11 protein-coding genes and 1 pseudogene are annotated in these 13,098 nt (G+C 70.5%); 6 read left to right on the top strand and 6 right to left on the bottom strand.

Features of this window, described 5'->3' with window-relative positions:
* Nucleotides 1–33 precede the first annotated feature (33 nt).
* The 6 genes and pseudogenes from CFN78_RS15380 to CFN78_RS15355 all read left to right on the top strand — a co-directional run bounded on the left by CFN78_RS15380 (nt 34) and on the right by CFN78_RS15355 (nt 5,102).
* Nucleotides 34–1,223: pseudogene (locus tag CFN78_RS15380) on the top strand (winged helix DNA-binding domain-containing protein).
* Nucleotides 1,224–1,370: 147 nt separating this feature from the next.
* Nucleotides 1,371–2,375: a type I glyceraldehyde-3-phosphate dehydrogenase gene (gene gap, locus CFN78_RS15375; protein ID WP_094863472.1), complete on the top strand. Its 1,005-nt coding sequence runs from the start codon at nt 1,371–1,373 to the stop codon at nt 2,373–2,375.
* 38 nt (nt 2,376–2,413) lie between these two features.
* Entirely contained in the window at nt 2,414–3,631 is a 1,218-nt protein-coding gene (locus CFN78_RS15370; protein WP_094863471.1) for a phosphoglycerate kinase, read from the top strand.
* On the top strand, nt 3,631–4,416 hold the full coding sequence (tpiA, locus tag CFN78_RS15365) for a triose-phosphate isomerase (RefSeq protein WP_094863470.1): 786 nt from the start codon (nt 3,631–3,633) through the stop codon (nt 4,414–4,416). Before CFN78_RS15370 ends, tpiA begins: the two co-directional genes overlap by 1 nt.
* A gap of 56 nt (nt 4,417–4,472) precedes the next feature.
* A complete protein-coding gene (gene secG, locus CFN78_RS15360) occupies nt 4,473–4,703 on the top strand; it encodes a preprotein translocase subunit SecG (RefSeq protein WP_094863469.1) in 231 nt (76 codons plus the stop codon).
* 57 nt (nt 4,704–4,760) lie between these two features.
* On the top strand, nt 4,761–5,102 hold the full coding sequence (locus CFN78_RS15355; RefSeq protein WP_094863468.1) for an RNA polymerase-binding protein RbpA: 342 nt from the start codon (nt 4,761–4,763) through the stop codon (nt 5,100–5,102).
* A 245-nt stretch (nt 5,103–5,347) separates the two neighbouring features.
* Here CFN78_RS15355 and CFN78_RS15350 read toward each other — a convergent pair whose 3' ends face one another.
* The 6 genes from CFN78_RS15350 to tal form a co-directional block, all read right to left on the bottom strand.
* Entirely contained in the window at nt 5,348–6,550 is a 1,203-nt protein-coding gene (locus CFN78_RS15350) for a sensor histidine kinase (RefSeq protein ID WP_240519470.1), read from the bottom strand.
* 215 nt (nt 6,551–6,765) lie between these two features.
* Nucleotides 6,766–7,554, bottom strand: a complete 789-nt coding sequence (gene pgl / locus CFN78_RS15345) for a 6-phosphogluconolactonase (RefSeq protein WP_094863466.1) — start codon at nt 7,552–7,554, stop codon at nt 6,766–6,768.
* Entirely contained in the window at nt 7,551–8,570 is a 1,020-nt protein-coding gene (gene opcA, locus CFN78_RS15340; RefSeq protein ID WP_094863465.1) for a glucose-6-phosphate dehydrogenase assembly protein OpcA, read from the bottom strand. Before opcA ends, pgl begins: the two co-directional genes overlap by 4 nt.
* A gap of 136 nt (nt 8,571–8,706) precedes the next feature.
* A complete protein-coding gene (gene zwf, locus CFN78_RS15335; protein WP_094863464.1) occupies nt 8,707–10,236 on the bottom strand; it encodes a glucose-6-phosphate dehydrogenase in 1,530 nt (509 codons plus the stop codon).
* Between the two features lie 88 nt (nt 10,237–10,324).
* Nucleotides 10,325–11,947 (bottom strand): glucose-6-phosphate isomerase, encoded by a 1,623-nt coding sequence (locus CFN78_RS15330; RefSeq protein ID WP_094863463.1) that lies wholly within the window; start codon nt 11,945–11,947, stop codon nt 10,325–10,327.
* Nucleotides 11,948–11,954: 7 nt separating this feature from the next.
* Complete coding sequence (gene tal / locus CFN78_RS15325) at nt 11,955–13,073, bottom strand: transaldolase (RefSeq protein ID WP_094863462.1); 1,119 nt, start codon at nt 13,071–13,073, stop codon at nt 11,955–11,957.
* Between the last annotated feature and the right edge of the window lie 25 nt (nt 13,074–13,098).

The raw sequence follows: 13,098 nt of genomic DNA, 5'->3' as shown, positions 1-13,098 counted from the left end.
GCGGCTGTCGGTGCCCGCTGGTACGAACACCCGGTGACACCGGCCATCGACCTCGCCCAGCGCCGCGCCCGTCTCGGCGTGCGGCACCTGCTCGCCGCCCCCGGTACCGGCCCGGAGGCCGCGGCGGCGGCGATGGTGGCGCTGCACGCCACCGACCCGGCCACCGTGCACCTCTCGGTCGCCGCGCGGATCCGCGAGCCCGTGGTCGCCGATCTCGAACGCGCCCTCTACGAACAGCGGTCCCTCGTCCGGCTGCTCGGCATGCGCCGTACCGTGTTCGTCGTCGGCACCGCCACGGCACCCGTCGTGCAGGCGGCCTGCGCCGACGACATCGCCCGGCGGCAGCGGACGCTGCTCGTGCGGCATCTCGCCGAGCAGGCCGAGCCGCCGCCGGCCGGCGACCCGGCGTCCTGGCTGCGCGAGGTGGAGGAAGGCACGTACGCGGCGCTGGCCGCGCGCGGCTCGGCCACCGCCACACAGCTCGCCGAGGACGAGCCGCGGCTGCGGCAGCGGCTGGTGATGGCGCGGGGCAAGCCCTACGAGGCGACCGGCAACATCACCAGCCGGGTGCTGTTCCTGCTCGCCGCGGACGGGCGCATCGTGCGCGGGCGTCCCCGTGGCACCTGGCTGAGCTCCCAGTACCACTGGTCCACCACCGCCGACTGGCTGCCCGGCGGCCCGACCGGGATGACCGGAATGGACGAACAGCAGGCGGGCACCGCGCTCGCGCGGGCCTGGCTCCGGGCGTACGGTCCGGCGACCGTCGCCGACCTGCGCTGGTGGACCGGCTGGACGGCGGCCAGGACGGCGCGGGCACTGGCGCCGCTGTCACCGGTGGAGGTCGACCTGCACGGAACGCCCGGTATCGCCCTGCCCGCGGACCTGGAGCCGGTGCCCGAACCGGAGCCGTGGATCGCCCTGCTGCCCGCGCTGGACCCGACTCCGATGGGCTGGAAGGAGCGCGGCTGGTTCCTGGACGGGCACGAGGCGCCGTTGTTCGACCGGTCCGGCAACATCGGCCCTACGGTCTGGGCGGACGGCCGGGTGGTCGGCGGCTGGGCGCAGCGCCCGGGCGGGGAGGTGGTGGCCCGCCTGCTCACCGACATCGGCAGCGAACGCGCCGCGGCCGTGGACGCGGCGGCGCACCGGCTCGGCACGTGGCTGGGCGAGGTCCGGTCACGCCCCGTTTCCGCACCCCGCTGGAGCGTGAACTCAACTCCTGATCCGGCGCGTCCCGGTGGCCGGAATCTCCCCGGCCATCGGCGGAGGCCTGCGGATACGGAGGTGGTCGCACGCTAGGGTGGCCGTTGAGCACAGCACGTCGCGCCCGGCCCCGGGGCCGGGTCCAGCCCCCAGAGGAGACAAGAGCAGTGACGGTTCGCGTAGGCGTCAACGGCTTCGGCCGCATCGGCCGCAACTTCTTCCGTGCAGCCGTGGCCAGCGGTCACGACATCGAGATCGTGGCGGTCAACGACCTCACCGACAACGCCGCGCTCGCGCACCTGCTCAAGTACGACAGCGTGCTCGGCCGTTTCCCCGAGGAGATCAGCTCCAACGACGAGGGCATCACCGTCGGCGGCCGGACGATCAAGGCGTTCGCCGAGCGCGACCCGGCCAAGCTGCCGTGGGGCGACCTCGGCGTCGACGTGGTCATCGAGTCCACCGGGTTCTTCACCAACGCCGAGGACGCGCGCAAGCACATCGACGCGGGCGCGAAGAAGGTCATCGTCTCCGCCCCGGCCAAGGGCGAGGACCTCACCGTGGTGCTCGGCGTCAACGACGGCCAGTACGACGGCTCGCAGGCGATCATCTCGAACGCCTCCTGCACCACCAACTGCCTCGGCCCGCTGGCCAAGGTCCTGCACGACGCCTTCGGTGTCGAGCACGGCCTGATGACCACGATCCACGCCTACACCGCCGACCAGAACCTGCAGGACGGCCCGCACAAGGACCTGCGCCGCGCCCGCGCCGCCGCGCTGAACATCGTGCCCACCGGTACCGGCGCCGCGAAGGCCATCGGCCTGGTGCTGCCGGAGCTCAACGGCAAGCTGGACGGCTACGCGCTGCGCGTCCCGGTGCCGACCGGCTCCACCACCGACCTGACCGTCACCCTGTCCAAGGCCGCCTCGATCGACGAGATCAACGCCGCCTACCGCGCCGCCGCGGACGGTCCGCTCAAGGGCATCCTGCGCTACAGCGAGGAGCCGATCGTCTCCTCGGACATCGTCACCGACCCGTCCTCCTGCATCTACGACGCCCCGCTGACCAAGGTCATCGGCAACCAGGTGAAGGTCGTCGGCTGGTACGACAACGAGTGGGGCTACTCCAGCCGCCTCGCGGACCTGGTGAAGCTGGTCGGCTCCAAGCTGTCCTGACCCGCGCACCACGCCGAGACCAGAGGAACGAAGACGCTGTGAAGTCTGTCGAAGACCTGCTCGCCGAGGGCGTCTCGGGACGGCGCGTGCTCGTGCGCTCGGACCTGAACGTCCCCCTCGACGGATCCACCATCACCGACGACGGCCGGGTCAGGGCCGCGTTGCCGACCATCGAGCGGCTCGCGGACGCGGGCGCGAAGGTGATCGTCGCCGCGCACCTCGGCAGGCCCAAGGGCGCGCCGGATCCGAGGTACTCGCTGGCCCCGGTCGCCGAGCGGCTCGGCGAGCTGCTCGGCGCCGAGGTCCGCCTCGCCGGCGACGTGGTGGGGGAGCAGGCCCGCTCCGTCGCGGCCTCGCTCGCCGACGGCCAGGTCGCGCTGCTGGAGAACGTGCGGTTCGACCCGCGGGAGACCAGCAAGACCGAGAGCGACCGGGCCGAACTGGCCGGCGAGCTGGCGGCGCTGACCGCGGACGCCGCCGGGGGGCCCGGGGGTGCGTTCGTCTCCGACGGTTTCGGCGTGGTGCACCGCAAGCAGGCCTCGGTGTACGAGGTGGCCAGGGAGCTGCCCGCCTACGCGGGCGGCCTCGTGCTGGCCGAGCTGGAGGTGCTGGGCAGGCTGACCGGTGAGCCCGCGCGGCCGTACGTGGTCGTGCTCGGCGGATCGAAGGTCTCGGACAAGCTCGCCGTGATCTCCGCGCTGCTGCCGAAGGTCGACTCGCTGCTCATCGGCGGCGGGATGGCGTTCACCTTCCTCGCCGCCCAGGGCCACGACGTCGGCGGATCACTGCTGGAGAGCGACTTCGTCGACACGGCGAAGCGGCTCCTCGACGAGCACGGCGACCGGATCGTGCTGCCGGTGGACGTGGTCGTGGCCGAGGCGATGACCGAGGACGTGGAGGTGCGGACGGTTCCGTCCGACGCCATCCCGGCCGCCTGGAAGGGCCTCGACATCGGCCCCAACAGCGTGCGGCGCTTCAGTGAGGTCATCGCCGGGGCCGGCACCGTGTTCTGGAACGGCCCCGCGGGCGTGTTCGAGCTGGCACCCTTCTCCGGCGGCACCCGCGGAGTGGCGCAGGCGATCGTCGACTCGGACGCCTTCAGCGTGGTCGGTGGTGGCGACTCCGCCGCGGCGGTGCGCCTGCTGGGCCTGCCCGAGGACGGCTTCTCCCATATCTCGACCGGCGGGGGAGCCTCGCTGGAATACCTGGAGGGCAAGGACCTGCCCGGGGTGTCCGTGCTGGAGGAGAACGACTGATGGCCCGCAAGCCCCTCATCGCAGGCAACTGGAAGATGAACCTCAACCACCTCGAGGCCATCGCACTGGTGCAGAAGATCGCGTTCGCCCTGCCGGACAAGTACTACGGCAAGGTCGAGGTGGCGGTTCTGCCGCCGTTCACCGACATCCGCAGCGTGCAGACACTGACCGACGGCGACAAGATGCTGCTCGTCTACGGCGCGCAGGACCTCTCGGCGCACGAGTCGGGTGCCTACACCGGCGAGGTGTCCGGCCCGATGCTTGCCAAGCTCGGCTGCACCTACGTCACCGTGGGCCACTCCGAGCGGCGTGAGTACCACGCGGAAACCGACGAGGTGGTGAACAAGAAGGTCCGGGCGGCCGTCAAGAACGGCATCACGCCGATCCTGTGTGTCGGCGAGCCCCTCGAGGTGCGTGAGGCGGGCGGTCAGATCGAGCACACCACCGCCCAGGTCGTCGCGGCGCTCAAGGGCCTCAAGGCCGACCAGGTCGCGGGCCTCGTCGTCGCCTACGAGCCGGTCTGGGCCATCGGCACCGGCCGGGTGGCCACCCCGGCCGACGCCGAGGAGGTCTGTGCCGCGATCCGCTCCACCCTCGCCGGCAAGTACGGTGACGAGGTCGCGGCCGGCGTCCGCGTGCTCTACGGCGGCTCGGTGAAGTCCGGCAACATCGGCGAACTGATCGCCTGTGAGAACGTGGACGGCGCACTGGTCGGTGGCGCGAGCCTGGACGGCGAGGAGTTCACGAAGCTCTGCGCGCTCGCGGCTGGTGGGCCGCTGCCCTGAACCATGCGGCCACGCGCTAATCTGGGCGTTCAGGCCGCCGCACGAACGAGGATGAGATGAAGCTTTTCCTGCAGATCCTGTTGATCGCCTCCAGCGTGCTGCTGGTCGTCGCGGTGCTGCTGCACCGTGGCCGTGGTGGCGGTCTGTCGTCGCTGTTCGGCGGCGGCATGCAGTCGAGCCTGTCCGGGTCGAGTGTGGCCGAGAAGAACCTCGACCGGATCACCCTGCTGCTCGGTGCCGTATGGCTGATCAGCATCGTCGGCCTCGGCCTGCTGCTCAAGGTCTGAGTGCCCGGCGTGAGAAGGCGCCGCGTACGTCGAACATTCTGGTGGGTGTGAGGAATCATGGTTGGCGGTAACGCAATTCGCGGCACCAGGATCGGTGCCGGCCCGACCGGTGAGTCGGAGCGCGGCGAGTCCGCTCCCCGGCGCCGGATCTCCTACTGGTGCGCCAACGGGCACGAGGCGCAGCCCTCGTTCTCGATGGAAGCCGAGATCCCGGACGAGTGGGACTGCCCGCGCTGCGGGCTCCCCGGCGGACAGGACGAGAAGAACCCGCCCGCCGCGCGCCGCACCGAGCCGTACAAGACGCACCTCGCCTACGTGAAGGAGCGCCGCAGCGACTCCGACGGCGAGGCCATCCTCGCCGAGGCGCTGGAGCGGCTGCGCCAGCGCCGCGAGATCTGAGCGCGGACGAGCACAGAACCACAACGGCCACGGGCCTGGTTCCGGGTGACCGGAACCAGGCCCGTGGCCGTGTTCGGTACGCCGGTCACCGGTGACGAGCCACCGGGCCCTCGCCCTGCCGGCCGGGGACCCCGGACACGGGCCGGCCATCCCGCACCCGCACGAGGCGGGCGGAGAGGGCCGCCGAGTCGGTCCCGGAGGGGCGCACGCCGAAGGGGAGCGCCCCGAACGCGGCCGGCCACCGATCAGGTGTCGACCGGGTAGCTCGCGCGCACGCGGAACCCGCCGTCCTCCGTCGGCGCCGTCTCGAAGGTCCCACCGAGCATCCGCGCCCGTTCCGCCATACCGGTGAGCCCGTGCCCGCCGGAGGGCAGCCCGGCGGTTGCCGTCGTGCCCGGTGCGTTGTGCACCTCGATGCGCAGACCGTCGTCCTCGCCGCGGACCCGTACTGTCGCCCCGGCTCCCGGCGCGTGCTTGTGCACGTTCGTCAGGCACTCCTGCACGGTCCGGTAGGCGGCCGCGGACACGTCGTTCGGCAGCCCGTCCGGCACGCTCTCGACCGTGAGCTGCACCGGGACGTTGGTGTTGCGCACGAGCTGATCGAGTTCGGTGATGCCGGGCTGGGACGGCTCGGTCTGCCCACTGGAGCGCAACAGGCCCACCAGCGACCGCAGCTCCTCGAGCGTGTGCTTGCTCAACTGCCGGATCGTGTCGGCCGTGCGCTGGGCCTCGGCACTCGTGTTGGACACCGACAGGGCGTTCGCCTGCATCGCGATCAGGGTGATGTCGTGCGAGACCACGTCGTGCATGTCGCGGGCCAGCTTCGCGCGTTCATCGGCACGAACCGCCTGGGCGTGCAGTATCCGTTCACGATCACGGCTGGCGGCCAGCTCGGCCAGGCGCGCGGACAGCTCGGAGCGGGCACCGATCAGCAGTCCGATGGCCACCGGCATCCCGGCCACCACGACGCCGTAGATGGCGTTGCGGACGTGCATCTGCCAGCTCAGGTCCATGAACTCCTCCAGCGGCCACTGGAAGAACCGGCAGACCCAGATCAGACCGGCACCGACCCACACCTGCCAGTGGAACTGCTTGCGGGTGGCGAGCATGCCGAGGGCGAACATGGCGGCGATCTGCGCCCAGCCCGCCAGGAACCCCGGGACGGTCAGCAGGAGAACGGCGAAAGGAAACCAGCGGCGCCCTGCTAACGCCAGGCATGCCAGCACCGATAGGACGATCGAGTAACTGGGGACCTGTTCGGGGCCAACCATCCACACGTCGAGTCCGGCCAGCAGGATCACGGTGATGTCCAGCGCGTACGGGCGCAGCGTCCCGCGATGGGGGAGAGCGGCACGGCGCGTACCGGCCGTGCGTCGCTGCCGCTCGCCTGACCGCGCGCTGGTGGAACCGACGGCGATGTGCGGCATGGAGAGTCCCTCTGTGGTCACTGCTCGGACCTCCCGTGTCGTGGTCTTGTGAAGTGAGATGGAGAAAAGACCCGATCGGGACGCGCCGCGAGCAACAAATACACGAATGCAAACGTGTGGGATTTGTTGTCGGTGTGCCATTTACCGACGGGATTCTGGCACACCAGCGCAACACCACACACCGGCACGAGAGCAACGACTCCGCCGGCCGACTCCCGCAAACCGGCAGGACGAGATCAGGACAACGGGGGCTGGTACACCCGGCCCAGCTTCGACGCGGCCGAACGGTCCAGCAACCACAGAGTCCGCCGCGAACCCCGGGCACCCGCCACCGGCAACTGCACCTCACCCGCACCGGCCAACGCCAACGCCACCGCATCGGCCTTCGCCTCGCCGGTCGTCACCAGCCACACCTCGTTCGCCCTGCGGATCGCCGGCAAGGTCAGCGACACCCGCGTCGGCGGCGGCTTCGGCGAGTTCCGCACCGCCACCACCGGACGCCGCGTCTCGTACACGGCGGGAGAGGACGGGAAGATCGACGCCGTATGCCCCTCGCCGCCCAAACCGAGCATCAGCACATCGAACGCGGGCACCGGCCCGTGATCCTCCGGCACCGCCCGCCCCGCCAGCACCTCGGCATACGCCGCGGCCGCGGCCTCCGCGGCCTCCGCGTCCTCACCGAACTCACCGTCCGAAGCGGCCATCGCATGCACCCGGGCCGGATCGACCGGCACATGATCCAGCAGCGCCGCACGCGCCTGCGTCTCGTTACGCTCCGGATCACCGGCAGGCAGGAACCGCTCATCACCCCAGTAGACGTCCAGCCGAGACCAGTCCACGGCATCGCGGGCAGGCGAACGCCGCAACTGCTCCAGAATCGCGATCCCCGTGCCGCCACCGGTCAGCACCACCGAGGCCGAGCCCTTCGCCGCCTGCACATCCACCAGCCGGGTCACCAGCCGAGCGGCACACGCCGCGGCCAGCAGGTCCGCACCGGGATACACGACCACCTGGGCATCGGTCATGACGAGGCCTTCTCCTTCACCGAGGTGCCCGCGGCCTTCGCGACAGCACCGCCCCCGGACTTCGCCGCCGGCCGTGCGGCGGGCTTCTTGCGCTCACGGCCCGTGGACAACTTCGCCAGACCATGCAACGCGGCCTCGTAGATCTCGTCCGGATCCAGCCTGCGCAACTCCTCGACCAGACAGTCCTGAGTGGTCCTGCGCTGCAACGCCACCCGCCGCGTCGGCTGCCCCGGCTGCGTCAGCGTGCCCACCCGGCCATCCGGCCGGTGCACCTCCACCGCCCCGGACTTCCGCTCCAGCGCCACCGACACGATGCCCTGCGCCCCCGTCGTCTTGACCCGCCGCACCGGCACCCGCAGATACTCGGCCAGCCAGCCCGCCAGCAACTCCGTCGACGGCGAATCCGCCTCACCCGTCACCGTCGCCGTCGTCACCTTCTCGTACGGCGGCAGATCCAGCGCCGACACGAGCTGCGCACGCCAGTGCGTCAACCGCGTCCACGCCAAGTCCGTGTCACCCTCCACATAGGACTTGCTGCGTCCGGTCAGCGCCCGGATCGGGTTCTTGTCCGCCGCCGAATCGGTGATCCGGCGCTGCGCCAAGGCACCCAGCGGATCCGCCGCGGGCGACTTCGGGCCGTTGCTCGGCCACCACGTCACGATCGGCGCGTCCGGCAGCAGCAAGGGCACCACCGCGCTCTGCCCCTGGCTCGCCAGCGCGCCGTACAAGCGCAGCACGATCACCTCGCTCGCGCCCGCGTCACCACCGATCCGGATCTGCCCATCGATCCGCGCCGCCGCCGTACGCACCCCCTTGGCCACCACGATCACCCGCGAGGGGTGCTCCCGGCTCGCCTCGTTCGCGGCGTCGATCGCATCCTCCAGATGCTCGTCGTCGTCCGCCGCGATCACCAGCGTCAGCACCCGGCCCAGCGCCACCGCGCCGCCACGTTCCCTGAGCTCGACGAGCTTGTTGTTGACCTGCGAGGTCGTCGTCGAGGGCATGTCGATGATCACGGACGCCTCCGAGCGTGGAAAGAACTGTGTGCCACGGACAGACCGTCCGCGTGAGTATCGGGCACGGTCGCCTCGGTGGTGTGCGGGACACCCGCGCCCGGTCGGTGTCCGTGGACCGGGGCTGCGCAAGTATCGGTCACGGCCTCCTCCAGTGACGTCCCTCGCGGGCCATGATCGCGTCCGCCGACTCCGGCCCCCACGAACCCGGCTGATACGCCTCCGGCGAACCCGAACGGGCCCAGTACTGCAACACCGGATCCAGGATCCGCCACGACAACTCGACCTCCTCGTTCACCGGGAACAACGAGGGCTCACCCAGCAGCACATCCAGAATCAGCCGCTCATAGGCCTCCGGAGAGGACTCGGTGAACGCGTGCCCGTACCCGAAGTCCATCGTGACGTCCCGGACCTCCATCGTCGTGCCCGGCACCTTCGAACCGAATCGCATCGTCACACCCTCGTCCGGCTGCACCCGGATCACCAGGGCGTTCTGCCCCAGCTCCTCCGTCGCCGTCGAATCGAACGGCAGATGCGGCGCACGCTTGAACATCACCGCGATCTCCGTGACCCGGCGGCCAAGGCGTTTACCGGTACGGACGTGGAACGGCACCCCCGCCCAGCGACGGTTCTGCACCTCCAAGGTCACCGCCGCGTAGGTCTCCGTCGTCGAATCCCGCGCGAAACCCTCCTCCTGCAACAAACCGGGAACCTTCTTCCCGCCCTGCCAGCCGCCGCCGTACTGGCCACGCGCTGTGGTCTCCGCGAACGGGCCCACCGCCTTCGTCGCCTCCAGCACCTTGACCTTCTCCGCGCGCAACGCCTTCGGGTCGAACGAGGTCGGCTCCTCCATCGCCGTCAGCGCGAGAAGCTGCAACAAGTGATTCTGGATCACGTCGCGCGCCGCGCCGATACCGTCGTAATATCCCGCGCGGCCGCCGAGGCCGATGTCCTCGGCCATCGTGATCTGCACGTGGTCCACGTAGTTCGCGTTCCAGATCGGCTCGAACATCTGGTTCGCGAACCGCATCGCCAGCAGATTCTGCACCGTCTCCTTGCCGAGGTAATGATCGATGCGGAACACCGACTCCTCGGGAAAAACGTGGTTCACGATGCCGTTCAGCTCACGTGCGCTCGACAGGTCGTGCCCGAACGGCTTCTCGATCACCACCCGGCGCCAGCTCTCCTCGTCCGCGCCGGCCAGGCCGGAACGAGCGAGCTGCTTGGTCACCACCGGAAACGCCCCCGGCGGAATCGACAGGTAGAACGCCGTGTTCCCGCCGGTGCCCCGCTCCTCGTCGAGCTGGCGCACCGTCGCGGCCAGCCGATCGAAAGCATCGTCGTCATCGAAGCTGCCCTGCACGAAACGAATTCCCTCGGCGAGCCGATTCCACACCGACTCCCGGAAAGGGGTCCGCGCGTGCTCGGCCACCGCGTCGTGCACCAGCTCCCCGAAATCCTGGTCAGCCCAGTCCCGCCGCGCGAAACCCACCAGCGAGAAGCCCGCGGGCAGCAACCCGCGATTCGCCAGATCGTAGATCGCCGGCATCAACTTCTTACGGGACAGATCACCGGTGACGCCGAAGATCACCATGCCCGACGGGCCCGCGATCCGAGGCAGTCGCTTGTCCCGTGGATCCCGCAGCGGATTCGTCCACCGCTTGCTCACTCGTTACCCCCGCGTGCCGTGTTCGATGGTTCGCCCGCCCGGCAGGAACGGTCCGCTGGTCCGTCCGGCATGGTCCACGTACCCGATCTCAGCCCTGCCGGACCTGCTGGACCGCCCGCACCAGTTCTGCCAGCCCGGCGGCCCGGTCCGTCAGGTGCAACCGCAGCACCGGCCTCCCGTGATCGGCCAGCACCTGGCCGTCGCCCAGCGCCTGCGCGAGCTGCAGCGTACCCAAGGTGTACGGCCGGTCCGGCACCTCGAGATCATCCACGGCCGCACCGGTCAGCTGCAGGAAGACGCCGTTCTGGTGACCGCCCTTGTGGTACTGCCCGGTCGAGTGCAGGAACCGCGGACCCCAGCCGAACGTGACCTGGTGGCCGGTACGCTTCGCCAGCTCCGCACGCAACAACGCGGCCGAGGCGTCGTCCAGCCGATCGAGATACGCCTGCACCGCCAGATAACCGTTGTCCGGCACCGTGTCCAGGAACTCGGTCAGCACATCGGCGAGCGTCCCGTCGCCCGAAGCGCCCACCGTGCCGTGCACCTCCACATGTCCATCCACAGTGGACGGTGAGCTGGCGCCCGTGGCCGGGTCGGGGGAGTCCAGCAGTGAACGTGCCGCCTTCTTCGCCGCCTCGACGTCCGGCTGATCGAACGGGTCGATGCCCAGTAGCCTGCCCACGATCGCGGTCGCGTACTCCCAGAGCAGGATCTGAGCTCCCAGCGTGCCGGTGACCGAGATCGTCGCGGCGGCGTTCGCCGGGCCGATGGCCACCGGGGTCGCGTCCGGTCCGGCGTCGGCGAAACCGGCCGCGGCGGGGCCGTCCACCACCACCGGCAGCAGACCGGTGCCCTGCTTCCCGGTGGACTCCGCGATGAGCTGTTCCGCCCAGTCGCCGAAACCGGTGATGCCCGAACCGGTGTCGGCCAGCACCACCTTCTCCGCGCCCGCCTCGTGTGCCGCGCCGAGCGCCGCGGCCAGCCGCAGGGCCGGGTTGCCGGCGCTGTCCGTGGACAAGTCCGCGGCCAGCAGTGCGGCCTGGTCCAGCAGACGCGCGACATCCGCCCCGGCCAGCCCGGCCGGGACCAGCCCGAACGCGGTCAGCGCCGAATAACGCCCGCCGACCTCCGGATCGGCGAGGAACACCTTGCGGTACCCCTCCCGTTCGGCCAGCTCGGCCAGTGGAGAACCGGGGTCGGTCACCACCACGATGCGGCTCGCCGCGTCGACACCCGCCTCGGCGAACGCCTTCGCGAAGATCCGCCGGTGGCTGTCGGTCTCGACGGTGCCGCCCGACTTCGACGACACGACCAGCACCGTCCGCTGAAGATCACCGGCGAGCGCGTCGGCGACCTGGCCCGGGTCGGTGGTGTCGAGCACGGTCAGCGCCACCCCGTCCTCGGTGGAGGTGATCACCTCGGGAGCCAGCGAGGAGCCGCCCATCCCGGCCAGGACGACCCGGTCGACGCCCTCGCCCTGCAACTCCGTGCGCAGGGCCTCGATCTCCCCGATCAACGGCCGGGACGTCTGGTGCAGCGAGGTCCAGGACAGCCGGACGGACGCCTCGGCCTCCGCGTCCGGACCCCACAGCGTGGCGTCCCGCGCGGCGAGCCTGCTCGCCACGCCGTCGGCGACCAGCTTGTCCACCAGCGCGGCGGCGCGGTCGGCCAGGCCCGCGTCGGCGACCGTCACCCCGGTTTCCTCGGCCATCGGCGGTTCAGCCCTTCTTCACGTTGTCGAGTTGCCCGGTCACGGTGTCCAGCAGTTCGGTCCAGGACTTCTCGAACTTCTCCACGCCCTCGTCCTCGAGAGCCTTGTAGACGTCCGCGACATCCACGCCCACGGCGGAGATCCGGTCGAACACCGCCTGCGCCGCGTCCTTCGTGCCGCTGACCTTGTCGCCGTCGATCTCGGCGTGGTCGGCGACCGCGTCCATCGTCTTCTCCGGCATCGTGTTCACCGTGTCGCGGACGACGAGCTGATCGACGTAGCGGGTGTCGGAGTAGTCCGGGTTCTTCACCCCGGTGGACGCCCACAGCGGACGCTGCGCGTTGCCGCCCTCGGCGGCGAGCGCCGTCCAGCGGTCCGAGGCGAACCGCTTCTCGAACGCCGCGTAGGCGAGCCGGGCGTTGGCGATGGCCGCCTCGCCCTTGAGCGCGTTCGCCTCGTCCGTGCCGATCTTCTCCAGCCGGGAGTCGACCTCGGCGTCCACCCTGGACACGAAGAAGGACGCGACCGAGTGGATGCCCGCCAGGTCGTGGCCGTTCGCCTTGGCCTGCTCCAGGCCCGCGAAGTACGCCTCGATGACCGCCTCGTAGCGCTCCACGGAGAAGATCAGCGTCACGTTCACGCTGATGCCCTCGGCGAGTGTCGCGGTGATGGCGGGCAGGCCCTCCTCCGTGGCCGGGATCTTCACCAGGATGTTCGGCCGGTCCACCGTCTTCCACAGGTCCTGCGCCTGGGCGACGGTGTTGTCGGCATCGCGCGCCATCCGCGGATCGACCTCGATCGACACCCGGCCGTCCACACCTCCGGAGGCCGAGTAGACGTCCCGGAACAGGTCCGCCGCGTTGCGTACGTCGGTGGTGGTCAGGTCCCGGACCACACCGTCGAGATCCGCGCCCCTGGCGGCCAGCTCGCGGAGCTGCTCGTCGTAGGCCTCACCGTCGGCCAGTGCGTTCGCGAAGATCGTCGGGTTGGTGGTGACACCCACGACGTGCTTGTCGCGGATCAGCCCGGCCAGGTTGCCGGAGTTCAGCCGCTCCCGCGACAGGTCGTCGAGCCAGATCGAGACGCCGGCTTCGGCCAGTTGGCCTAGGCGATCGTTGGTGCTCATGTGCGTCATCCCTTCTACGGTTGCG

The organism is Amycolatopsis antarctica (genome assembly GCF_002262875.1).
GTDB classification, from domain to species: Bacteria; Actinomycetota; Actinomycetes; order Mycobacteriales; family Pseudonocardiaceae; genus Amycolatopsis; species Amycolatopsis antarctica.
This window is presented reverse-complemented; position numbering and strand designations above follow the sequence as displayed.

Coding starts and splice junctions, on each gene's coding strand:
- secG (WP_094863469.1), top strand. CDS start 4,473: ATGAAGCTTTTCCTGCAGATCCTGTTGATCGCCTCCAGCGTGCTGCTG.
- tal (WP_094863462.1), bottom strand. CDS start 13,073: ATGAGCACCAACGATCGCCTAGGCCAACTGGCCGAAGCCGGCGTCTCG.
- CFN78_RS15330 (WP_094863463.1), bottom strand. CDS start 11,947: ATGGCCGAGGAAACCGGGGTGACGGTCGCCGACGCGGGCCTGGCCGAC.
- CFN78_RS15355 (WP_094863468.1), top strand. CDS start 4,761: ATGGTTGGCGGTAACGCAATTCGCGGCACCAGGATCGGTGCCGGCCCG.
- pgl (WP_094863466.1), bottom strand. CDS start 7,554: ATGACCGATGCCCAGGTGGTCGTGTATCCCGGTGCGGACCTGCTGGCC.
- tpiA (WP_094863470.1), top strand. CDS start 3,631: ATGGCCCGCAAGCCCCTCATCGCAGGCAACTGGAAGATGAACCTCAAC.